The organism is Actinoplanes sp. NPDC051859, assembly GCF_044452725.1.
GTDB lineage: Bacteria > Actinomycetota > Actinomycetes > Mycobacteriales > Micromonosporaceae > Actinoplanes.
This window is the reverse complement of sequence record NZ_JBITBX010000001.1, coordinates 106784-128264: the sequence shown is the minus strand read 5'-3', so window position 1 is coordinate 128264 and position 21481 is coordinate 106784. Positions and strand designations below refer to the sequence as shown.

At 70.6% G+C, this 21481-nt stretch carries 24 protein-coding genes; 7 read left to right on the top strand and 17 right to left on the bottom strand.

Annotated features, from left to right (window positions below):
- Positions 1-21: 21 nt before the first annotated feature.
- From ACIA1L_RS00625 to ACIA1L_RS00600, 6 genes are read right to left on the bottom strand one after another with little or no spacing between them, the layout of a single operon-like run.
- A complete protein-coding gene (locus ACIA1L_RS00625) occupies positions 22-1047 on the bottom strand; it encodes an aldo/keto reductase (RefSeq protein ID WP_396070123.1) in 1026 nt (341 codons plus the stop codon).
- A complete protein-coding gene (locus tag ACIA1L_RS00620) occupies positions 1044-1451 on the bottom strand; it encodes a MerR family transcriptional regulator (RefSeq protein WP_396070121.1) in 408 nt (135 codons plus the stop codon). Before ACIA1L_RS00620 ends, ACIA1L_RS00625 begins: the two co-directional genes overlap by 4 nt.
- A gap of 23 nt (positions 1452-1474) precedes the next feature.
- The gene (locus ACIA1L_RS00615; protein WP_396070119.1) at positions 1475-2038 is read right to left on the bottom strand and encodes a cysteine hydrolase family protein; all 564 of its coding nucleotides are present in this window, start codon (positions 2036-2038) and stop codon (positions 1475-1477) included.
- Between the two features lie 11 nt (positions 2039-2049).
- Positions 2050-2412 carry a DUF952 domain-containing protein gene (locus ACIA1L_RS00610; protein ID WP_396070117.1) on the bottom strand — a complete coding sequence of 121 codons (363 nt, stop codon included), beginning with the start codon at positions 2410-2412 and terminating at the stop codon, positions 2050-2052.
- On the bottom strand, positions 2409-4613 hold the full coding sequence (gene recG / locus ACIA1L_RS00605; protein WP_396070115.1) for an ATP-dependent DNA helicase RecG: 2205 nt from the start codon (positions 4611-4613) through the stop codon (positions 2409-2411). Before recG ends, ACIA1L_RS00610 begins: the two co-directional genes overlap by 4 nt.
- Positions 4610-6487 carry a DAK2 domain-containing protein gene (locus ACIA1L_RS00600; RefSeq protein WP_396070113.1) on the bottom strand — a complete coding sequence of 626 codons (1878 nt, stop codon included), beginning with the start codon at positions 6485-6487 and terminating at the stop codon, positions 4610-4612. The genes recG and ACIA1L_RS00600 overlap by 4 nt, the downstream gene beginning before the upstream one ends.
- Positions 6488-6687: 200 nt before the next feature.
- Between ACIA1L_RS00600 and rpmB the strand changes: the two genes are divergently transcribed.
- Entirely contained in the window at positions 6688-6879 is a 192-nt protein-coding gene (gene rpmB / locus ACIA1L_RS00595; protein WP_071805713.1) for a 50S ribosomal protein L28, read from the top strand.
- Positions 6880-6974: 95 nt separating this feature from the next.
- On the opposite strand, the gene ACIA1L_RS00590 is transcribed toward rpmB, so the two are convergent.
- The gene (locus ACIA1L_RS00590; RefSeq protein WP_396070969.1) at positions 6975-7391 is read right to left on the bottom strand and encodes a GNAT family N-acetyltransferase; all 417 of its coding nucleotides are present in this window, start codon (positions 7389-7391) and stop codon (positions 6975-6977) included.
- A gap of 698 nt (positions 7392-8089) precedes the next feature.
- Positions 8090-9028, bottom strand: coding sequence for a thiamine-phosphate kinase (locus ACIA1L_RS00585; protein WP_396070968.1), 939 nt, complete (start codon positions 9026-9028; stop codon positions 8090-8092).
- Positions 9029-9201: 173 nt separating this feature from the next.
- On the opposite strand from ACIA1L_RS00585, the gene ACIA1L_RS00580 reads away from it, so the two are divergent.
- Positions 9202-9435 carry an Lrp/AsnC ligand binding domain-containing protein gene (locus ACIA1L_RS00580; RefSeq protein ID WP_071805731.1) on the top strand — a complete coding sequence of 78 codons (234 nt, stop codon included), beginning with the start codon at positions 9202-9204 and terminating at the stop codon, positions 9433-9435.
- 1 nt (position 9436) lies between these two features.
- Positions 9437-10081, top strand: a complete 645-nt coding sequence (locus ACIA1L_RS00575) for a DUF3515 family protein (protein WP_396070110.1) — start codon at positions 9437-9439, stop codon at positions 10079-10081.
- A 119-nt stretch (positions 10082-10200) separates the two neighbouring features.
- Here the strand turns inward: ACIA1L_RS00575 and ACIA1L_RS00570 are convergent, their stop codons facing one another.
- From ACIA1L_RS00570 to ACIA1L_RS00535, 8 genes are all read right to left on the bottom strand, one after another.
- Positions 10201-11304 (bottom strand): D-alanine--D-alanine ligase family protein, encoded by a 1104-nt coding sequence (locus ACIA1L_RS00570; RefSeq protein ID WP_396070109.1) that lies wholly within the window; start codon positions 11302-11304, stop codon positions 10201-10203.
- A gap of 150 nt (positions 11305-11454) precedes the next feature.
- Complete coding sequence (locus ACIA1L_RS00565; protein ID WP_396070108.1) at positions 11455-12144, bottom strand: hypothetical protein; 690 nt, start codon at positions 12142-12144, stop codon at positions 11455-11457.
- Positions 12141-13007, bottom strand: a complete 867-nt coding sequence (locus ACIA1L_RS00560) for an ABC transporter ATP-binding protein (protein ID WP_396070106.1) — start codon at positions 13005-13007, stop codon at positions 12141-12143. Before ACIA1L_RS00560 ends, ACIA1L_RS00565 begins: the two co-directional genes overlap by 4 nt.
- Positions 13004-13360 (bottom strand): GntR family transcriptional regulator, encoded by a 357-nt coding sequence (locus tag ACIA1L_RS00555; protein WP_396070104.1) that lies wholly within the window; start codon positions 13358-13360, stop codon positions 13004-13006. The genes ACIA1L_RS00560 and ACIA1L_RS00555 overlap by 4 nt, the downstream gene beginning before the upstream one ends.
- Before the next feature lie 83 nt (positions 13361-13443).
- A complete protein-coding gene (locus ACIA1L_RS00550; protein WP_396070103.1) occupies positions 13444-13803 on the bottom strand; it encodes a hypothetical protein in 360 nt (119 codons plus the stop codon).
- A gap of 16 nt (positions 13804-13819) precedes the next feature.
- Positions 13820-15070, bottom strand: coding sequence for a cystathionine gamma-lyase (locus ACIA1L_RS00545; protein WP_396070102.1), 1251 nt, complete (start codon positions 15068-15070; stop codon positions 13820-13822).
- Positions 15067-16062, bottom strand: coding sequence for an NAD(P)H-dependent glycerol-3-phosphate dehydrogenase (locus ACIA1L_RS00540; RefSeq protein WP_396070101.1), 996 nt, complete (start codon positions 16060-16062; stop codon positions 15067-15069). Before ACIA1L_RS00540 ends, ACIA1L_RS00545 begins: the two co-directional genes overlap by 4 nt.
- A complete protein-coding gene (locus ACIA1L_RS00535) occupies positions 16059-16727 on the bottom strand; it encodes a lysophospholipid acyltransferase family protein (RefSeq protein WP_396070967.1) in 669 nt (222 codons plus the stop codon). Before ACIA1L_RS00535 ends, ACIA1L_RS00540 begins: the two co-directional genes overlap by 4 nt.
- A gap of 175 nt (positions 16728-16902) precedes the next feature.
- On the opposite strand from ACIA1L_RS00535, the gene cofC reads away from it, so the two are divergent.
- The 4 genes from cofC to ACIA1L_RS00515 are packed head-to-tail and all read left to right on the top strand — an operon-like array spanning position 16903 to position 20984.
- Complete coding sequence (gene cofC / locus ACIA1L_RS00530; RefSeq protein WP_396070099.1) at positions 16903-17568, top strand: 2-phospho-L-lactate guanylyltransferase; 666 nt, start codon at positions 16903-16905, stop codon at positions 17566-17568.
- Between the two features lie 10 nt (positions 17569-17578).
- Positions 17579-17776 carry a cold-shock protein gene (locus ACIA1L_RS00525; protein WP_396070098.1) on the top strand — a complete coding sequence of 66 codons (198 nt, stop codon included), beginning with the start codon at positions 17579-17581 and terminating at the stop codon, positions 17774-17776.
- A gap of 45 nt (positions 17777-17821) precedes the next feature.
- The gene (locus ACIA1L_RS00520; protein ID WP_396070097.1) at positions 17822-20098 is read left to right on the top strand and encodes an RNA degradosome polyphosphate kinase; all 2277 of its coding nucleotides are present in this window, start codon (positions 17822-17824) and stop codon (positions 20096-20098) included.
- 4 nt (positions 20099-20102) lie between these two features.
- Positions 20103-20984 (top strand): NUDIX domain-containing protein, encoded by an 882-nt coding sequence (locus ACIA1L_RS00515; protein ID WP_396070096.1) that lies wholly within the window; start codon positions 20103-20105, stop codon positions 20982-20984.
- Here the strand turns inward: ACIA1L_RS00515 and ACIA1L_RS00510 are convergent.
- Positions 20941-21441, bottom strand: coding sequence for a hypothetical protein (locus ACIA1L_RS00510; RefSeq protein WP_396070094.1), 501 nt, complete (start codon positions 21439-21441; stop codon positions 20941-20943). The genes ACIA1L_RS00515 and ACIA1L_RS00510 overlap by 44 nt on opposite strands.
- Between the last annotated feature and the right edge of the window lie 40 nt (positions 21442-21481).

The following is a 21481-nucleotide window of genomic DNA, read 5'->3' as shown; positions in this document are numbered from 1 at the left end:
TGCCGGTGAGGTCCGACGCGGCTATTCGCGGTCGGCGGAGATCCAGTCCTGCGGCGTGAAAGTCAACCGTCGGTCACCCTCGACAAGGTCGGCGGCACCGTCGAGCCGGGCCTTCTGGACTGTGCTGAGGCGTACCTGAAGGGCTTCGGCGTTTTCGGTGACCCGGGCCGGGGACCGCGTGCCGGGAATCGGCACGACCGGCAGGCCGAAAGCCTCGCCCTGCGCCCACAGCCAGGCAAGTGCGACCTGGGCCGCGGTCGCCCCGATCTCGGCGCCGATCTCCCGCAGGAGCGCGACGACCCGCTGGTTGGCGTCGAAGTGGGCAACGAATCGGGGCTCGGCACGCAGCATGCCGCCCGAGATCCGGTCCGGCGTCAGGGCTCCGGTGAGGAAGCCCCGCCCCAACGGGCTGTACGGGACGAAGCCCGCCCCCACCGCCCGGGCTGCCGGCACCACCTGGGCTTCGACGTCGCGGGACCAGATGCTCCACTCGCTCTGCACGGCAGCGATGGGATGCACGGCGGCGGCGGCCTGCAACTCGCCGGCGGTGACTTCCGACAGCCCGAGGTGCCGGACCTTGCCCTCCGCAACGAGTTCGGCCATCGCCCCCACGGTCTCCTCGATCGGGAGGTCGACCTGGCGCCGGTGCAGGTAATACAGGTCGATGACATCGGTGCCCAGCCGCCGCAGGGACGCTTCGCAGGCGCTGCGGACGTACGCACGATCCCCGCGGGTCGCTGTGGCACCGCCGACCGCGCCGGTGATGCCAAACTTCGTCGCGATACGCACTTCGGCGCGGCGCTCCGCCAGGAGCTTGGCGATCAGTTCTTCGTTGGTGCCCGCCGGCCCCGAACTGCCGTCGCGCGGCTTCCCGTAGACGTCCGCGGTGTCGATGAACGTCACGCCGTGGTCGACTGCGTGGTGCAGAGTGCGCAGCGCCTGCTCTGGATCGGTGTCACCGTAAGCGTGGCTGAGCGCCATGCCACCGAAGCCGATCTTGCTCACGTCCAGCCCAGCGGCGAGCGGGACGGTGGGAACGGCAGTCATACCGAACTCCTCTGCTGGGCACGGATCGCCGGGTCGGTGACCTCGCGGGCAGCGCAGTCGCGGCCCTCGGCGATGAGTCCGGCGTAGTGGTCGATCTTGTCGTCGATGGCGTGCAGGTCGTTCCGCAGCTGATCGAGGTGCGCGCGGACGCGGTCGCGATGCGCTTGGAGCAGAGCCATCCGGCGGCCGTGGGTGGCCGTACCCTGTCGGGTCATCGCGATGAAGTCCTTGGCGTCTTTGACCGGCATGCCGGTGCGGCGCAGGCGGACAACGAGGTCGATCATCCGCACCGCGGCCTCGTCGTAGGACCGGTAGCCGCTGGCGTCGCGCTGCACGGCCGGAATCAGTCCCTCGGCCTCATACCAACGCAGGGTGTCCTTGGAGAGACCGGTGCGCTCAGCCACCTCGGCAATCGGTATCGCGCCGCTCATGAAGCCGCCCGATCAGCACCAGCGATCAAGGCCGCAGGTTCAGCGGAGGCGATCGAGGCCGGCAGGTCGGCGGCGGTGACGACCTCGACTCCGGCCTCGCGCAGGTCGGCCAGCGCCTTCTCATGGGCTGCGGAGCTGGTGGCTGCGCAGGCGTCGGCGACGACGGTGACCGCCCACCCGCGGGCGGCAGCGCTGCGGGCAGCCAGCGCGACGCCGTGCTCGGTCATCAGCCCAGTGAGCACGAGCCGGCCGGTGTTCAGCCGCCCGAGCAGGTTCGGCAGGTCGGGCACATCGAAGGCATCGCGGCCGTGTTTGGTGATGACCGCATCGTCCGGCCCCGGGCCGAGGCCGGCGAGAAACGCTGCGGCCGGGCTGTTCGGATCAGCGCGGGCCCGGTCGGACAGATCGGCGGAGAGATAACGGCAGCAAAGCACCGGCCAGCCATGCGTACGGGCCAAGGACCGGACCTGTCGCCCCTGCTCGGCTGCTGTGGCGTCATGTGCCCGCTCGGCGATCCAGACTTGCCAGTCGATCTCCAGCACTGTGGCTTGCTTCCCCATGGGACCCGACGCTACGGGTTGGAGTGCACTCCAAGGCAAGCCGGCGGTGCGAACGAGCCATCGGGCTGCGGCGGCCACTCGTGCACGGCTTTGACCGCTGCCACCGGGATGGGGGCGTACAGGTGGGGGAACTGCATGCCGCTGGGATGGGGCGGGTCGCCGTCCTCCCACACCACGGGTACGGGCAGGAGCTGCTCGTCCAGCACCAACAGCAGCAGGTCCGTGCACCCCCGGGCCAGCATCGTCGCCGGGATGTGCACCTGCTCCGGTGTGGAGCAGTGGATGAAGCCCTGGGTCGCGAGCGAGGCGGCGCGGTAGGTGCCGGCTGCCATCGCCGCGTCCCACTCGGCGCGGGTGCAGAAGTGCAGGATCATCCCTTCTCCAAATACTCGGCGCGTTCCTCATCGACCAGGGCGGCCACCGAGGCGGCCAACGCGGGGTGCCGGGCCAGGGTGGGGTCGTCGCCCACCAGCTCGCCGGCCTCGGCGCGGGCGTCGGTGATGAGTTTGCTGTCGCGCAGCAGGGACAGCAGCCGCAGGTGGCTGTGCTTGCCGGACTGTGAGGCGCCCAGCACGTCGCCTTCGCGGCGCTGTTCGAGGTCGAGCTCGGCGAGTTTGAACCCGTCCGTCGTGGATGCCACGGCGTCGAGGCGTTCCCGGGCGGGCGTGCCCTCGACCGCCTCGGTGACCAGCAGGCAGATGCCGGGCGCGGAACCCCGGCCGACCCGGCCGCGGAGCTGGTGCAGCTGGGAGACGCCGAAGCGGTCCGCATCCATGATGATCATGACGGTGGAGTTCGGCACGTCGACGCCGACCTCGATGACCGTGGTAGCCACCAGGACGTCCAGGTCGCCGGCGGCGAACCGCCGCATCACCGCGTCCTTCTCGTCGGCGGGCAGCCGGCCGTGCAGGATGCCGATCCGCAGCCCCTGCAGCGGGCCTTCCTCGAGAATCGGCGCCACGTCGAGAACCGCCAGGGGCGGGCGCCGGGCGGGTTCGTTGTCACTGGGCGGCTCGCCGTCGTCCTCGGCTCCGGCCGCGTCCCCGATCCGGGGGCACACCACATAAGCCTGGTGGCCGGCGCGGACCTCCTCCTTCACCCGGGTCCAAGCTCGGTCCAGGAAGGCCGGACGCTCCGGCGGCACCACGTGCGAGGCGATCGGCGAACGGCCGCGCGGAAGCTGGGACAGGGTGGACGTCTCCAGGTCGCCGTACACGGTCATCGCGACCGTCCGCGGGATCGGCGTCGCGGTCATGACCAGGACGTGCGGCGGCTGGGCGGCTTTGGCCCGCAATGCGTCGCGCTGCTCCACGCCGAAGCGGTGCTGCTCGTCCACCACGACCAGGCCGAGATCCCGGAAGTCGACTCCCTCGTACAGCAGGGCATGCGTGCCCACGACGATGCCCGCGCTGCCGTCAGCGACCTTGGCGAGTGCGGCCCGGCGCGCGGCCGCGCCGAGCGAACCGGTGACCAGGGTGAGCTGGGTGCCCGCCGGGTCGCCGTCCAGCTCGCCCGCCCGAGCCAGCGCGCCAAGCTGGGCACTGATGCTCCGGTGGTGCTGGGTGGCGAGCACCTCGGTGGGGGCCAGCAACGCCGCCTGCCCGCCCGCGTCCACCACCTGCAGCATCGCGCGCACCGCGACCAACGTCTTGCCGGACCCCACCTCGCCCTGCAACAACCGGTGCATCGGATGCGCGCGGGCCAGGTCCGCGGAGATCTCCTCGCCGACCTGCGCCTGCCCCTCCGTCAGCTCGTAGGGCAAAGCCGCGTCGAACGCGGCCAGAATCCCGTCCGCACGCCGGGGTCGAGACCGTCCGGGAGCTGCGGCTGCGCGGGCCTTGCGCTGCACAAGCGTCAGCTGTACGGCGAAAGCCTCGTCCCACTTCAACCGGTACTTCGCCTTGTACAGCTCCTCCTTGGAGCTGGGTCGATGGATCTCCCGCAGGGCGGCGCCGATCCCGATCAGGTTGCGGTTCGCCCGGACGGCGCCAGGCAGCGGATCGGCGGGCGGCTCGAAGGTGTCCAGGACCGTTCGTACGCACTTGGTGATCGTCCAGGTGGGCACGGCGGCCGCAGCCGGATACACCGGGATGAGCGCCCCGGCGAACTCCTCGATCTCCTCGGCGGCTTCGTCCTCGGTCGCGTCAGCCCGCAGCAGTTGGTAGGACGGCCCGTTGAGCTGGCGTTTGCCCCGAAAGTCGGTGACCTTTCCGGCGAACAGCCCCCACCGACCGGTCCGCAGCTCCCGTTCCCGCCACGCCTGGTTGAAGAAGGTGCAGGTCAGTGTCGCCCCGGACCCGTCACCCACGGTGATCTCCAGCATGGAGCCGCGGCGTTGGCGCATCGGGCGTACGGTCGTGCTCTTCACCTGAGCAAGCAGGGTGACCTGCTCACCCACCTGGAGCTGACGCAGGTCGGTATGTTCGCCACGCTCGTCGTAGCGGCGCGGGAAGTGATAGATGAGGTCGCCCGCGGTGTGCAGGTCGAGATGCGTAGCCAGCGCCTTGGCGGTCCGTTCCCCGAGCACCGCACGCAGCGGGGTGGTGGTCGTCGTTGCCGTGGTCGTGTCGCTCATTCCACTCCTGCCAGGAGGTGGTATCGGGGCTGTCCACCGGCATAACACTGCACCTCGACGAAGGGCCAGGCCTGCGTCACGTGCGCCCGCAGCGCGTCTTCCAGCCCGTCCGGTGCGTCGGCGCCGAGCACGAGGGTGACCAGTTCGCCGCCGCCGCCGAGCATCCGATCGAGCAGCTGCCGGCAGACCTCGGCGAGGCCCCCGTCCGCGCCACCGCTGATCACATGCACCTCGCCGTCGACCAGGCCCAGCAGATCGCCGGGGTGGCAGCGGCCGGCGACGGTCAGCGCCTCCCGGGCAGCTGTCGTCACTTCGCCGTACCGGCAGGCGCCCGCGGCCTCGGCCATCGCGATCACGTCGTCGTCGAAGCGTCGTTGCGAGTCACGCACGGCGAGCGCAGCCAGCGCCTGCACCGGTGAGCGCGTCGGCACCACGCTGACCCGAACACCCGCGGCAGCGGCCTCCTGGGCGGCGGAGACGGCGACCGCGTGGGTGTTGCTGTCATTCGGCAACAGCACGACCCGGCGCGCCCCGGTCTGCGCGACCGCCGCCAGCATCTCCTTGATCGAGGGGTTCCGCCCGACCACGATGGTTCCTTCGTCCGCGAAGAGCGACGTCAAGCCCTCCCCCGCGGCCACGACAACGGCACCGCGCTCGCCGGTTTCCCAGGCGCCGGTCTCGGTGTCCTCCTCCGGCAGGATCTCGGCAGATCCGGCCGGGTGCGCGTGGTCGTGGATCCGCTCCTCGAGCCGGTTCACCGCAATCCGGTGCGGCCGCCCGGCGACAATCCCGGCCTCGATGGCGGCCCCGATGTCGTCCACGTGGACATGCACATTCCAGGTGGGCGGTTCCCCGTCACCGGTCCCGACCACGACCAGCGAGTCGCCCAGGGCATCCAGCGTCCGTTTCATGGCCTCGACGGCGGCGGGCTCGGCGTCAAGCAGGAACTGCACCTCGTAGCCGAAGCCACTCCCGTCCGAAACGCCATGCCCGTCGTTCTCCGGACGGCAAGAACCATCCGGCACAGCCGGCGCCTGAGAATCGGCCGGCATGGTCGACGCCTCGGAAACAGCCGGCACGGCCGGCGCCTGGGGATCGGCGCTCTGTGGCCGCTCGACCGGGGTCGCTTCGGTGCCGTCTCCTGCGCCTAGCACCGCCACCAGCGCTTCCAACAGCACCACCAGACCGCGCCCACCAGCGTCCACGACTCCGGCGCGGGCCAGCACAGGCAACTGCTGCGGAGTGCGGGCCAGTGCCTCGGCCGCCGCGCGGGCCGCCGCCCGCGCCACCGCCTGCAAATCGTCGGACTTGATCCGCCCGGCGCCCTCCGCGGCCGCCGCCGCCACCGTCAACACGGTGCCCTCGACGGGCCGGGCCACCGCGGCGTACGCGGCCTCGCTCGCCTTCCGTAAGGCCAAAGCCAGGGCAAGGCCCCGCACGGAGGCCGCCGCCGCGAAAGTGTCGGCCATGCCTCGCAGGATCTGGGACACGATGACGCCAGAGTTGCCCCGGGCGCCCAGGAGCGCACCCCGCGCCATCCGCCGCATCACCGGCCCCAGCGCGGCACCGTCGGCGGCGCTGCTGACGTCCCGGAGCTCGACCGGAGCCTGCCGGAGCGCCTCCGGGGCCGCCTCCCGCGCGTTCTGACCGAGGCTCTGCACACGCCAGGCCTGGGGCGGTTCCTCCCAGGTTTCCGAGGGCTCTTCCAGGGCTTCCTGAGCCGATGCCAGGGTCAACACCAGGTTGGTGCCGGTGTCGCCGTCCGGCACCGGATAGACGTTCAGCTCGTCGATCTCGTGCTGGTGTTCCCGCAGGGCGGCGAGCCCCGCACCGCACCAGCGGCGTACGGCCGCGGCATCCAGGGTGTCCAACACGCGAAAAGCGTACTAACCGCCTCCGACAATTGCCCGGTGCGCCCACCCACCCGAGGGCGATTGGCTGTTCGCCCCGGCCATCGGGTAACCTGACCAGGTTGCCCGGGCGAAGTCTGCTTCCAGGCTCTAAGCTCGGCACCCTCAGTTCGCAGCTGGGTCGCGGTCAGTCCCGCCCGGCGTATCAATCTCAGGAGTACCCCGTGGCTAGCGTGTGCGACGTCTGTGGCAAGGGACCGGGCTTCGGCCACAACGTGTCCCACTCGCACCGGCGGACCAACCGCCGCTGGAACCCGAACATCCAGTCGGTGCGCACCCCGGCCGGTGGCGGCAACACCAAGAAGGTCAAGGCCTGCACCTCGTGCATCAAGGCCGGCAAGGTCGTCCGCGCCTAATAGTGCGCCGGCGGTGCTGCTGTCCAGCGCCGACTCTGAAGTTCTTCCGTAGCCGCCGGGTCCTCGCGACCCGGCGGCTATCTGTGTAACCCCGATCAGAGGGTTCGGGCGTAGGACAGCACCCCCGGCTCACCCTTGTAGTAGCCGAAGTCCTCGATCCGCTCATATCCGCATTTTTCGTATAGCGCTATGGCTTCAGGCTGTTTATCGCCCGTCTCCAGGATCACCCGCTTGCAGCCCTGCTCCCGGGCGGACTCCTCGATCGCCGCCAACACCCGGCGAGCCACCCCACGCCCCCGGGCCGCCGCGATCGTAAACATGCGCTTGAGCTCCGCGTCCTCGCCGTGCCTCCGCCAGCCGCCACAGCCAACCAGCCGCTCCCCCGCCGGCACACCCACCTCCATCCCGCCGGAAACGAACGACCGCGAGCCGGCAGCCAGCCCTGCGGAAACGGGCGCTTGCAGGTCTGCAGCCGGCCCCCCGGCGACTAACGCCTGCGAGTCAGCAGCCAGCCCACCAGCGACTGACACCTGCGAGTCAGCAGCCTGCCCGCCAGCCACTGACACCTGCGAGTCAGCAGCCTGCCCGCCAGCCACTGACACCTGCGAGTCCGCAGCCTGCCCACCAGCGACAAGTGGCTGCGAGTCAGCAGCCGGCCCACCAGCGACAAGTGGCTGCGAGTCAGCAGCCTGCCCGCCGGTGACTAATGGCTGCGAGTCGGCAACTGGGGTCCGGGAGACTGCGACGAAGAAGGCGCCGCCCGGCGGGTCGAAGTCGGTGGCTGCCACCGGGGTGTCGTCGCCGCTGCCGCCGTATCTGCTGCTGAGCTCGGCCATCGCCAAGCCGATGAGCTCCTTGACCGCCGGATCGCCGAAGCGGGCCGCACGGATCTCGATCTGTTCCACGCGGCAACGCTAACCGCCGCCCGAACCGCCCGGCAGCCGAGCCCCGCCGCGAAGCCGATGCGGAATTCTTCGGCAGCCGAACCCGCACGCGGAGCCATCCGACGGCTGAGGAGCCGGCCGCAGACCATTCAACAGCCGAGGCGCCGCCCACGGAGCATTCAACAGCCGAGGCGCCGCCCACGGAGCATTCAACAGCCGAGGCGCCGCCCGCGAAGCCATCCGACAGCCGAGGAGCCGGGCGAAGAGCCGGCCGAAGAGCCTTTCTCTTGGGAGGCCCGCGCGGGACGCAGGAGGCCGGGGGCCGCTCAGCGGAAGTGGTCCCAGCCCATTCCGCCCTGCCACGGCTTCTGGTCGACCGTCACGCCGGTGCCCTCATGCACGCTGCCAATCGCCCGCCAGGCCGGCGGCAGCTTCACCCCAGGCGGGAAGGTCGCGGCAAGGGCATGGTCGTCGCCGCCGGCGAGCAGCCAGATGTACGGGTCCACGCCCAGCGCTGACGCCGCATCCCGCATCTGGTCCGGCACTTCGAAGGCGTCTCGTCGGATGTCGATCCCGACCACGCTGGCGGTAGCCACGTGGCTCAGGTCCTGCAGCAGCCCGTCGGAGACATCGATGAGGGAGGTCGCACCGAGAACTGCGGCGGCGGGTCCTTCGGCATAGGGCACTGTTGGCCGCCGGTAGGCCTCGACGAGGAGTTTGGGCGTACGGAATCCGCGGGAAAGGACCGTGTAGCCCGCCGCAGCGTGACCGGTGCGACCGGCGAGGGCAACGACGTCGCCGGGTTGGGCACCGCTGCGCACGACCGGTGCGCGACCGCTCAGGTCGCCCAGTGCGGTGACCGCGATCGTGAGGGTGGGGCTGGCTGACATGTCACCGCCCACCACAGTCGCCCCGCACAAGGCGGCCTCGGCGGACAGTCCCTCGGCGAGTTCCTCAGCCCAGACCACGTCCAGATCGGTGGGTACGCACAGGGCGACCAGCAGCGCGGTCGGCACCGCACCCATGGCCGCGATGTCGGCGAGGTTGGCGGCGGCGGCGCGGTGACCGACGTCGGCCGCGCTGGACCAGTCGCGGCGGAAGTGCCGGCCTTCGACGAGGACGTCCGTCGACGCCACCATTCGGCCGTCCGGTGCCGCGACGACTGCGGCGTCGTCGCCCGGGCCGAGCAGGGCTACCGGGCCTTCTCCCAAGCGCGCGACGATCCGGGCGATGAGCCCGAACTCGCCGGCTTCCGCGATGCTCACGTCCACCGTTCCCTCGTTTCCCCCGTCGCGTTCCGCCCCAAGGGACGCGCGCCGTCGTGTAAGCCGCCGGATGGTGTCGCCACAAAGCCGACTGCGATGCGTGCCGCAAGGACCGCGCTCCGTACTGTAGTTTCACGTTCGGGTCGCCGGCGGCGGCGGATAGGAGTCGGATCGTGGTCCAGGCATACATCCTCATCCAGACGGAGGTCGGAAAGGCCCGTGACGTGGCCGCAGCGATCGACAAAATTCAGGGAGTCGTCCGGGTCGACGCGGTGACCGGCCCCTATGACGTGGTGGTCCTGGCAGAGGGGCACAGCGTCGATGAGCTCGGTCGGATGATTGTGAGCAAAATCCAGTACGTGCCGGGCATTACCCGGACCGTCACGTGCTCCGTGGTAAATCTCTGACATGGTCGACACCGAGTCCCGCACCGAGCCACAGCCCGCCAAGGACCCGGTGACGCGCAGCGCCGCCCTCTGGGCGACCGTCGTCGCGGTCCCGGTGGCGATTCTCGCGGGACTCGTGATCTTCTCGCAGCTGACGCCGGGCGACGCCGACGGCACCGCCAAGCCGACGGCGAGCGCCACCCAACCGGCGATCCTGCCGGGCGAACCGGTGCAGCTCGCCGCGCCCAAGCTCGACGACCGGGCGCAGCAGGTGTGCCTCGCCGTCACCTCTCAGCTGCCGCAGCAGGTGCGCGACCTGCGGCCTCGCAAGGTCAGCGCCGGCCCGGAGCAGAACGCGGCGTACGGCGAACCGCCCCTCACCGTGTCGTGCGGGGTGGCCCGGCCGACGATGTGCCCGTCGCTGGAGGAGACCGGCTCGGGCTGCGTGCCGCTGGACACCGAGCTGATGACGATGAACCGGGTGTGCTGGTGGGCCGCCAAGCAGGCCACCGGGACCACGTTCACCACCATGGACCGTGAGGTGCCGGTGCAGGTGACGGTGCCGAGTCAGTATGACCAGCCGGCCCAGTGGGCCAACGAGTTTTCCGACCTTGTGGTGAAGACCGACAAGTCGATCACCGAGGGCGTCCCGAGCGGCTGCGCCTGACCCCGCTTAGTGCAGACCGATCCCGCGAACTTGGTGCAAGCCGGTCCCGCGGCTTGGTGCTGCCGGTCCGCGGCTTGGTGCAAGCCGGTCCCGCGGCTTAGTGCTGCCGGTCCCGCGGCTTAGTGCAGGCCGGTCCCGCGGCGCAGAGCCGTCCGGATCAGGCGGTCGACGACCTTGGGGTAGTCGAGGCCGGTCGCGGCCCACATCTGCGGGAACATCGACATCGGCGTGAAGCCGGGCATCGTGTTGATCTCGTTGAGGTAGATCTGGTCGTCGGCGGTGACGAAGAAGTCGACGCGGGCGAGGCCGGCGCAGTCGAGGGCCGTGAAGGTGCGGCAGGCGTACTCCTGGACCTGGCGGGCCACGTCCGGCTTGAGGTCGGCCGGGATCTGGTACGGCGTGCCCTCGCCCAGGTATTTGGCTTCGAAGTCGTAGAACTCGTCGTCGGACGTGTTCACCATGATCTCGGCCAGCAGGGAGGCTTCGGCCCCGCCCGTCGTCTCGCCCTCGAGCACTCCGCACTCGATCTCCCGGCCGACGATCGCCGCCTCGACCAGCACCTTGGGGTCGATTTTGCGGGCCTTCGCGACGGCCTCGTCGAGGTGTGCCCAGTCGGTGACTTTGCTGATGCCGTACGAGGAGCCGGCGCGGGAGGGCTTGACGAAGACTGGCAGGCCGAGCCGCTCCTTGTCCGGCTCAGACAGCGACTGTCCGGCGCGCAGCACGGCATAGGGCCCGACGGGGATGCCCTCGGCGACGGCGAGTTTCTTGGTGAATTCCTTGTCCATGCCGGCCGCGGAGGCGAAGACGTTCGCGCCGACGTACGGGATGCCGGCCATTTCGAGCATGCCCTGGATGGTGCCGTCCTCGCCGTACGCGCCGTGCAGCACCGGGAAGACGACGTCGACTCCGGCGAGGACGGCGCCGCCGCCGGCGGGGTCGACGACCATCAGGCCGGAGTTGGTCGGGTCGGGGGGCAGGACCACGGCTCGACCCGAGTCGACGGTGATTTCGGGGAGCCGGTTGCCTTCGATGGCGAGTTGCGCCGGGTCGTCGCCGGCGAGCACCCAGGCGCCGTCGCGGGTGATGCCGACCGGCACGACTTCGTACTCGTCGGGGTCGAGGGCGCCCAGGATGGCGCCGGCGCTGACGCACGAGATGGCGTGCTCGGTGCTGCGACCGCCGAACACGATGGCCACGCGGGTTCTGCGAGGGGTCGTCATGGAAGTGGCCTCTCGTTGCCGGTCGTTACTGGGCCGCCGCCGGGTGGCATGCCGGGAAGACCCTACTCTCCGTAGACCGCTTTCCCGACACGGTGGCACCACCCGCTACGTCGCGTGGAGATGGCGCCACCGAATGTAGTCAAGGAATCGCTATCCCATGGCCGGGCGGCGAATCGGGGCACCGTGGGTCAGCCAGTAACAGAGGAGCGCGCCGAGCAGAGTCACCGCCAGCGAAACGGGCAGCCCCGCCGCATAGGGCAGGACTCGGGTGAGCACCTGCCCCGACCCGTCGACGCCGAGCAGTTCCTCGGCGACCACCAGCGGCAGGGCGGCCGGCACGGCTAGCGGCAGCCCACGCCACGCGCCGAAGCGGTAGAAGCCCACGGCGGCCGCCGCCCCGGAAACGAAGAAGGCAATGCAGATCGGCAGCAGATGACCCAACTCGGCGACTGCGCCGGCGACAGACCAGGCCGGGTAGCCCGGCGAGACGTCGCCGATCAACGCCGATTCCAGGCCGTGTCCCAGCGCGGTCAGCACGGCGGCAGCAATCGCCGAGAGCACGCCCAGGACCGCGCCGCCCGTCAGAACGGCACGGCGGGTGAGCCCCGCGGCGGCGAACAGGCGCAGGTGTCCGGCCACCAGCAGAACGCCGAAGGCGAAGAGCCAGTACTTGACCACCGAGCCGGCCACCACCATCCACGGGCTGAAACTCGGATCGATGCGAGCGCCGACGACGAGCGAGGAGATCACCACACCGACTGCGAGGACCAACCCGGCGATCAGCAACGGGAGCCGGTATCTGCGCAGGAGGGCGCCGAACACCGCACGCGTTCCGTTCATCGGGCGGCCTCCGAGGTGAGGTGGACGAAGAGATCTTGAATGCCGACCGGGGCGAGGCCGAGCCCCGCCGCTGCGGCGCGCCGCTCGTCCCCGTCGTCCAGCGCGCCGAAGACGGTGACCTGGCGGACGCCGCCCAGGCTCTGCCCGCCGAGCACCGTCCGCCCGGCGGTGAAGCTAGCCACCGCCTCGGCCGGGCCGGTTACTGCGACGCCGCGCGCCCGGAAGGTGCTGGTGTCCTCGTGCACCACCAGCCGACCCCGGTCGATGATGACGACCTCTTCGAAGAGGTCGGCGACCTCCTGGATCAGGTGGGTGGAGAGGACGATCGTGCGCGGATGGGCGAGGTAGTCGTCGAGCAGCTCGCGATAGAAGGCGGTGCGGGCGGCGGCGTCCATGCCGAGGTAGACCTCGTCGAGCAGGGTGAGTGGGGCCCGGCAGGCGAGCCCCAACACGACGCCGAGCGCGGAACGCTGACCGCGGGACAGAGCGGAGACCCGGGTGCGCCGGTCCAAGCCGAAGACGTCGAGCAAGCGGTCTGCGTACGCGGTGTCCCAGCGCTGCCGCAGCCCAGCGTGAAAGTCGAGGACCGTGCCGATCCGGTCGCCGTCGGGCACATCGGGGGTGTCCCGGACGAAGACGGTGTCTCGCATGAGGTCCGGGTTCTCATAGGGGTCGGCGCCGTTTACCCGGACGGTGCCGCGGTGCGGCCGGCGATAGCCTGCGAGCACGCTGAGCAGGCTGGTCTTGCCAGAACCGTTGCGGCCCAACAGACCGTAGATCTTGCCGGGTGCGAGGTTCAGCGTGAGACCGTCGAGCGCGGTCGTGCCGCCGTAGGTGACCGTGAGGTCGTGGACCGCGATCATCGTGGTGCTCCGTCGAGGTGCTTGCGGATCTCGTCGACCGAGACGCCGATCATGCGGGCCTCGGCGAGCATCGGGTCGACGACGTCGGCGAAGAACCGTTGCCGCCGCAGCTCACGGAGCCGGGTGCGGGCGTCGGGGCTCACAAACATGCCGATGCCGCGCTTCTTGTAGAGCACGCCCTCGTCGACGAGCTGGGCAAAGCCCTTGGCGGCGGTGGCGGGGTTGATGCGGTAGAAGGCCGCGTATTGATTGGTGGACATGACCTGCCCATCTTCTTCGAGGGCTCCGCTCAGGATGTCGTTCTTGATGCCGTCAGCGATCTGCACGTAGATCGGGCTGCGGTCGTCGAACACGCCGAGCCTCCATGCTTCAGTGGTTCATTACTGATGCAACGAACCATAGAGCCATGGCGGCCTCCTGACAAGAGCCGAGAAGATCAGGCCGCTGCGAAGGTCTGCGGCAGCACGCCCGCGTCCCACAGTTGATCGAGGTGGGCGAGGAAACCGACGAGGCTGCGCTCCAGCTCACGCCGCTCTTGAGCGCCCAGGGCAGCCAGCGGGTCGGAGAACACCAACCCCTCCGGGTGCTTGGCCCGGGTGCCCACAAACCGGTGACAAGAGGAACACCAGACGTAACTCACCAGGGTGGGCCGGCGGGCGTTCTCCGGAACATTCACGTACGCGCGCACACTGCGACAACCGCAGGCGGGACACTCCCGTTCCCCAGGGCTGGCGAAGAAACTCTCGCCCTGCGCCAGCGCGGTGACCTCGGCTCCGCTGAAACTGCTCCACTCCATGGCACAGAACCGTAGATCAGGCGGCGTCGAGGGCTGCGCAGAGATCCCGGACCAGGTCGGCCGTGTCTTCGATGCCGCAGGACAGCCGGACTAACCCGGGCGCCGTGTCGTCGCCCCACTGCGCCCGGCGGTCGGCGGTGGTGTGCAGCCCGCCGAACGAAGTAGCCGCAAAGATCAGCTCCGATGCCTGCAGAAACCGACTCACCCGCCCCGCGCTGCCCAGGTCGAACGCCAGGACACCGGGGATCCGGCGCATCTGCGCCCGCGCGATGGCATACGAGGGATCGGTGACCAGGCCGGGCCAGCGCAGCCCGGTCACGTCGGACCGGGTGGCGAGCAGCTCGGCGACCGCGGCCGCATTGGCGCTCTGCCGGCCCAGCCGCAGGTCCAGGGTGGCTAGGGACCGATGGGCCAGCCAGCAGTCGAACGCACCCGGCACCCCACCGGTCTGCGCCCGCCACGTCGTCACCCGCTCCACCAGGTCCCCGCCGCGAGCTGCCCCGCCGCGAGCAGCCCCGCCGCGAGCAGCCCCGCCGCGAGCAGCCCCGCCGCGTGCTGCCCCGCCGCGAGCAGCCTCGCCGCCAGCCGACCCGCCTGCGCCACCGTGAGCCGAACCGCCTGCCGCGTGGCCGACTGCGACGTAGCCGAGGAGCACGTCGGAGTGCCCGGTCAGCGCTTTGGTGCCGGACGCGACCACCACGTCCGCCCCGAGGTCCAACGGCCGCTGCCCGAGCGGCGTGGCTGTCGTGTTGTCGACCGCGACCAGCGCCCCCTCGGCCCGGGCGGCCGCAGCGACCGCTCGCAGGTCGCAAACGTCCAGCCCCGGATTGGCCGGGGTCTCCCACAGCACCAGCCGCATGCCCGCGAACGACGGGTACGGCCCCGCGGTCGGCACGAGCACTGTCCGCACGCCCAGATCCCGCAATGTCCCCTCGGCGAAGGCCCGGACGGTGAAGTAGCCGTCGGATGGCAACGCGATCACATCACCCGAGCGCAGCACCGACAGCAGCAGCGCGGTGATCGCGGCCTGTCCCGTCGCAAAGGCGCGGACAGTGCCACCCTCCAATTCCCCGATCGCCGCTTCCAGGGCGCGCCGGGTCGGATTGTCGGGACGGCCGTAGCCGTTCTCCCCCGGCCCGGTCGCGGGGTCGAGGTGATACGGGGCAGCGAACACCGGCCCTGGCAGGAACGGCTCGCCGGGCACCGGAGCGGGTAGCCCGGCGTGGACCACCCGCGTGCCGTCACCTCGCTCGGGCCGAGCGGTCACTCCGGCTTCATCTCCCGGCCCATCAGCAGCTTGACCGCGACTCGCGGATCGACACCCTCGTGGCAGACCCGCTCGACCTGTTCGGTGATCGGCATCTCGACCCCGTGCGCGCGGGCCAGATCCCGGATGGCGAGGCAGCTTTTCACGCCCTCGGCGGTCTGTTTGGTGGAGGCCTGTGCGGCTTCCAGCGACTCACCGCGGCCCAGGTGCTCGCCGAATGTCCGGTTCCGCGACAGCGGCGACGAGCAGGTGGCGACCAGGTCGCCCAGCCCTGCCAGGCCGGCGAAGGTCATCGGGTCGGCGCCCAGCGCGACACCGAGCCGGGCCGTTTCGGCCAGTCCCCGGGTGATCAGCGAGGCCTTGGTGTTGTCGCCCATGCCCATCGCGGTCGCCATGCCGTACGCGAGCGCGATGACGTTCTTCACCGCCCCGCCCAGCTCGCACCCGATGACGTCGTCGCTGGTGTACGGCCGGATGTAGGGCAGGGCGAGCGCCTGCTGCACGAGCTGGGTGCGGGCCGGGTCGGTGCCGGCGACCACGGTGGCGGCGGGTTGCTCGGCGGCGATTTCGGGTGCCAGGTTGGGGCCGGAGACCACCACGACCCGGCCCGGCTCGACGCCTGCGGTCTCGATGATGACCTGGCTCATCCGCTTCGTGGTGCCGAGCTCGATGCCCTTCATCAGCGAGACCAGGGTGGAGTCGGCCGGCAGGTGCCCGGCCCAGTCGGCGAGATTGCCGCGCAGGGTCTGCGACGGCACCGCCAGGAACACGACCTCGGCGTCCGCCACGGCGGCGGCGAGGTCGCTGGTGGCGGTGATCTGCGTGGGCAGCTTGACGCCGGGCAGTGCACTCTCGTTGACACCGGTCTCGCGAATGGCCGCGGCGACCGTCTCGCGCCGCGCCCAGATGGTGACGTCCGAACCGGCGTCGGCCAGGATCTTGGCGACCGCCGTGCCCCAGGCTCCGGCGCCCAGCACCGCCGCCCGGCTCACGCGGACCGCTCCGAGGAGGAGGAACGTCGGGCGGGCGCCGCGTAGAGCTCCGGCGGTGGTGGCTCGTCGCGCAGCTCGGCGAGCAGGTCCCGACTGGCCAACTGAATTGCCTCCGTCATCTGCTCCAGCACCTCACGGGTGGGCTCCGCGCCCTGCCAGCGGCTCAGGTCGACCGGTTTGCCGGCGGTCACGGCGACCTTCCGCCGCGGCCGGAAGGAGATCTTCTTGGTCCTGACGTCGTGCACCTGCTGCGACCCCCAGCTCGCCATGGGTACGACCGGGGCGCCGGTGAGCAGTGCGAGCCGTGCCGCGCCGGTCTTGCCGCGCATCGGCCACAACTCGGGATCCCGGGTGGTCGTGCCCTCCGGATAGATCACCACGGCGCCACCTGAGTTGATGGCGGCGACGAGCGAGTCGAGCGACTTCACCGCTTCCACACTGCCGCGTTCCACCGGGATCTGCTGGGTCTTGCGCAGCATGAATCCGACGAACGGGATCTTCCAGATGCTGGCTTTCGCGAGGAAGCGCCCCCAGCGCCCGGCACCGTAGATGTAGTGGGCGATGAGCACCGGCTCGAACTGCGACATGTGGTTCGGCGTGATGATGACGCCGCCGGGCGGTAGGTTTTCCATGCCCGACCAGCGCCGGTCCGTCCAATACCACATGACCGGCAGCACTATCCCCACCGCCAGCCGCCGCCAGAACCCCAGGCGCTGCGCCACGGTATCTCCTCCTCCACACCCCGCCTTGCGACGAAATCATGCCTGCTCCCCGCCGCCGGAGCCAGCGCGGGGCGGTCACGGTCCGGCCCTGACATGGGCCGGTGGCAGGATTGGCGGCGTGTCAGCAGCGGACTGGACGGCGGTCGTACCCGTCAAGAGCCTCGGCACGGCGAAGAGCCGGCTGCGGGGCGCGGTTCCGGCCGCCCGGCACGAGGAGCTCGCGCTGGCGATGGTGCTCGACACCGTGACGGCGGTCGCGGCGTGCGAGCAGGTCGGTGAGCTGGTCGTGGTGACCGACGACCCGGCCGTGGCCGCGGCGGTGGCCGGAATCGGCGCCCGGATCGTCGCCGACGTCCCGGGTGGCCTCAACGCGTCGCTGCGGTTCGGTGCCGACGTGGCCGTGGGCCACGGACGCCGCCGGGCTGCCCTGGCCGGGGATCTGCCCGCGTTGCGGCCGGCCGAGCTGGGCGCCGTGTTGCTGGCCGCGGGCGACGGCCGTGCGTACGTGGTGGACGCCGCGGGTTCCGGCACGGTGCTGCTGACGGCCGGTCCGGGTTGCGCTCTCGATCCCCGGTTCGGCCCCGGGTCGGCAACCGCACACGCCGCCTCTGGCGCCGTCGCGCTGGCCGGCGACTGCCCCGGGCTGCGACAGGACGTGGACACCGCGGCAGATCTGCGTACGGTGCTCGGGCTCGGCGCGGGCGACCACACCTGCGCCCTCTTGCGCGATCTTGGACTCACGGGGTGTGGCTCTTCCCGTGTGCCGGCCGGACCGCACCGGTAGCGTGCTCGGTATGCAGGGCACGATCGCCACCTTCGATACCCAGACTTCCACCGGCACGCTGCTCCTTGACGACGGCAGCGAGCTCACCTTTCCCGCGGCGGCGTTCCACGCGTCCGGCCTGCGCCTGTTGCGGCCCGGTCAGCGAGTGGGCGTCGAGGCGACGCCGGACGGCGAGATCACCAGGGTCCGGGTTCCCGGAATCTCCTGAGCTTTGTTCATTTCCCGTTAACCCCGAACGGGCAATGATGGAGCGATGACCACCCCGTCCCGTACCCCCCGCTCTGCCGTGCCCGCCACCAGCGCGCGCCGCCGCGGAGCCGACGGGAGGTTCCTGCCCCGGACCACCGGGGTTGCCGCACCGACCACGAACGACGCCATCGGAATAGTTGCCACCCTCGAGCCGACGGAGCCCGCCGTGACCACCGCCCTCCCGCGCCCCGAAGACTCCGTCGACCAGCGCGACGAGCTGCCCGATGACCGTTTCCTCAACCGTGAGCTGTCCTGGCTCGACTTCAACGCCCGGGTCCTGGCCCTTGCCGAGGACCCGGAGACGCCGCTGCTGGAACGGGCTAAGTTCCTGGCGATCTTCGCCAGCAATCTCGACGAGTTCTACATGGTCCGGGTGGCCGGGCTGAAGCGTCGGCTCAAGGCCGGTCTGCCGATGCGCGGCGGCGACCGCAGCTCGCTGCGCAACCAGCTCGAGATGATCACCGAGCGGGCCGCCGACCTGGTGACTCGGCACGCCGCCTGTTTCGCCGAGGAGGTTCGGCCCAAGCTGCAGGCCGAGGGCATCGAGCTGGTGAGCTGGGCCGAGCTCGACGCGCCGGAACGCGAACGGCTGCGCACCTTCTTCCGCGAGCAGGTCTTCCCGGTGCTCACGCCGCTTGCGGTGGACCCGGCGCACCCGTTCCCCTACATCTCCAGCCGGTCGTTGAATCTGGCCGTGGTGCTGCGGGATCCGGCCGACAGCAGCGGGGAGCTGTTCGCGCGGATCAAGGTGCCCAACAACGTGCAGCGGTTCGTGACCGTGCAGAACGACAGCCGGGGCGTGCGCTTCCTGCCGGTCGAGCAGCTCATCGCCGTACACCTGGATCAGCTTTTCTCGGGCATGCAGATCCTCCAGTGGCACCTGTTCCGGGTGACCCGCAACGCCGAGGTGGAGGTCGACGAGGACCGCGACGAGGATCTGCTGCAGGCCCTCGAACGCGAGCTGGCGCAACGCCGGTTCGGCCCGCCGGTCCGGCTGGAGGTCGCCGCGTCGATCAGCGACCACGTGCTGGATCTGCTGGCCCGCGAGCTGGACATGGATCCCCAGGACGTGCTGCGCGTGCCCGGCCTGCTGGATCTGGCCGCGCTCTGGCAGGTGTACGGCGAAGCGGACCGCGACGACCTCAAGGACCGCCCTTTCGTCCCGGCGACGCACCCCCAGCTCGCCGACGGTGAGGTGCCGCGCAGCGTCTTCAACCGGCTGCGCGAGTGCGACATCCTCGTGCACCACCCCTACCACTCGTTCTCGACGAGCGTGCAGCGCTTCATCGAGCAGGCCGCCGCCGACCCGAACGTGCTGGCTATCAAGCAGACCCTCTACCGCACCAGCGGCGACTCTCCGATCGTCGACGCGTTGGTCGATGCGGCGGCCGCGGGTAAGCAGGTGGTCGTGCTCGTCGAGGTGAAGGCACGCTTCGACGAGGTCGCCAACATCGGCTGGGCGCGCACCCTGGAACGGGCCGGTTGCCACGTCGTCTACGGCCTCGTCGGCCTCAAGACACACTGCAAGACCGCGCTCGTCGTGCGCCAGGAGGGCAACCAGATCCGCCGCTACTGCCACATCGGCACGGGCAACTACCACCCCAAGACCGCGCGATTGTACGAGGACTTCGGCATGCTCACGGCCGACCCGGAGATCGGGGCGGACGTCACCGACCTGTTCAACGTGCTCACCGGGTACAGCCGGCAGACCGCATTCCGCCGGCTGCTGGTGGCGCCACACGGGGTGCGTAAGGGCCTGATCGAGCGGATCGAAGGACAGGCCGCCATCGCCCGCAACGGCGGCGAGGCCCTGGTCCAGTTCAAGGTGAACTCGCTGGTGGACGAGGAGACGATCGACGCTCTGTACCGCGCCTCCGCCGACGGTGTCCGCGTCGACCTGGTCATCCGCGGCATGTGCGCGCTGCGGCCGGGAGTGCCGGGGCTGTCGGACAACATCCGGGCGCGCTCGATCGTCGGCCGCTTCCTCGAGCACTCCCGGGTGTTCCGGTTCGGTGCGGGCGACGACGCCGAGTATTGGATCGGTTCGGCCGACCTCATGCACCGCAACCTGGACCGCCGGGTGGAGGCACTCGTCCGGGTCACCCTGCCGTCCGCCCAACAGGACCTGCGCGATGTGTTGGAATTGGCTATGAGCGACGAATCCGAGGGCTGGGACCTGGCCGGCGACGGTACGTGGCACCGCCGGGCCGCTTCCCTGTCGCAGCCGCACGTCCACCTGCAGGAGGCGCTGTTGCGCCGGATCATCGGCAAGGCGGTCTGACTTCGTGACGGACACTGTTCGCGCCGCGGGCGGGGTGCTGTGGCGTCCCGCCGGCGACGGGATCGAAATCTGCGTGGTGCACCGCCCGTACCGCAGTGACTGGAGTCTGCCCAAGGGCAAGCTCGACGGCTCCGAACATCCGGTCGCCGCCGCGGTACGCGAGGTGCAGGAAGAGACCGGTGTCCACGGTGAGCCGTTGGTACGCCTGCCCGACGTGGCGTATTCGCTGCCGAACGGCGCCCCGAAAACCGTCGAGTGGTGGTGGATGCGGGCCGGCGACGGACCGGTCGGGGCCCCGCAGGATCCGACGGAGGTTGACGAAGTGGTGTGGCTGGCACCGGCCGCAGCCCTCGCCCGGCTGACCTACCCGGACGACCGCCGGACCGTCGAGCATGGGGTGAACCTGCCACCGGTGACCGCGCTGACCGTGCTGATCCGGCATGCGCATGCGGGCAACCGCAAGGACTACGGCGGCGACGACGCGCTCCGCCCGATCGACGACCGGGGCCGCACCGAGGCGGAGACGATCAGCGCCGCTGCCGCGCTGTTCGGCCCGCGGCTGCTGATCGCGGCGACGCCGCTGCGTTGCCGGCAGACCTTCGAGCCGCTCGCCGCCCGGCTGGGTCTGCCGATCGTGTCGGACTCGGCCTTCGCCGAACCCGGCGATCCCGCTGACGGCCCGGCCCGGGTGAAGGCGGCGGCGGCCCGGTTGGTGGAGCTGCGGGCCGGTCGGCGTACGGCGGTCTGCAGCCAGGGCAAGGTCATCCCGGGTCTGCTCGCGCTGCTGGCCGGCGCGGAGGATCCGGCGCCCTACAAGACGCCCAAGGGCGACGGCTGGGTGCTCACCTGGTCGGGCGATCAGCTCGTGGCGCTGAGCCGGATCTGACCCGCGGGCCAGCGGCCGGGCGTCGGGGCAACGGTGGCGGCAGGGGGTCCGCGCGCCAGAAGCCGATCAGGTCACCGGTGAGCCACCTCGCCCGCCAGAGTTCATCCTCACGGGGCTCCCAGTCCCGCAGGGGCAGCAACGCGATGCGCCAGGACAGCAGGCTGGTCAGATACCAACCGTAGAGCGGCACCAGCGCAAGCACAGCATCCCTGCGCCGGTACGAGCCGTACGGCGCGAGGAAGTACACGGCTACGCCGGACAGCGCACAGGTGACGGTCCAGTCGAGCAGGCCCCAGCCGGTCCAGTGCTCGGCGGCGTCGCCGAGCACCCAGGCAGGCAGCACCGCGGCCATGAAGACGGTGGCGGCGATCAGCGACCGCGACACCGGTCCGCGGGGGCGCGGATCGCGCTCGCCGGACTCCGGCACGGATTCCAGCCTGGTGCTTCTGCGGTCCATACCGCGAAACGTAGGCTCAGCTGCCGTATGCGCGCCGGAA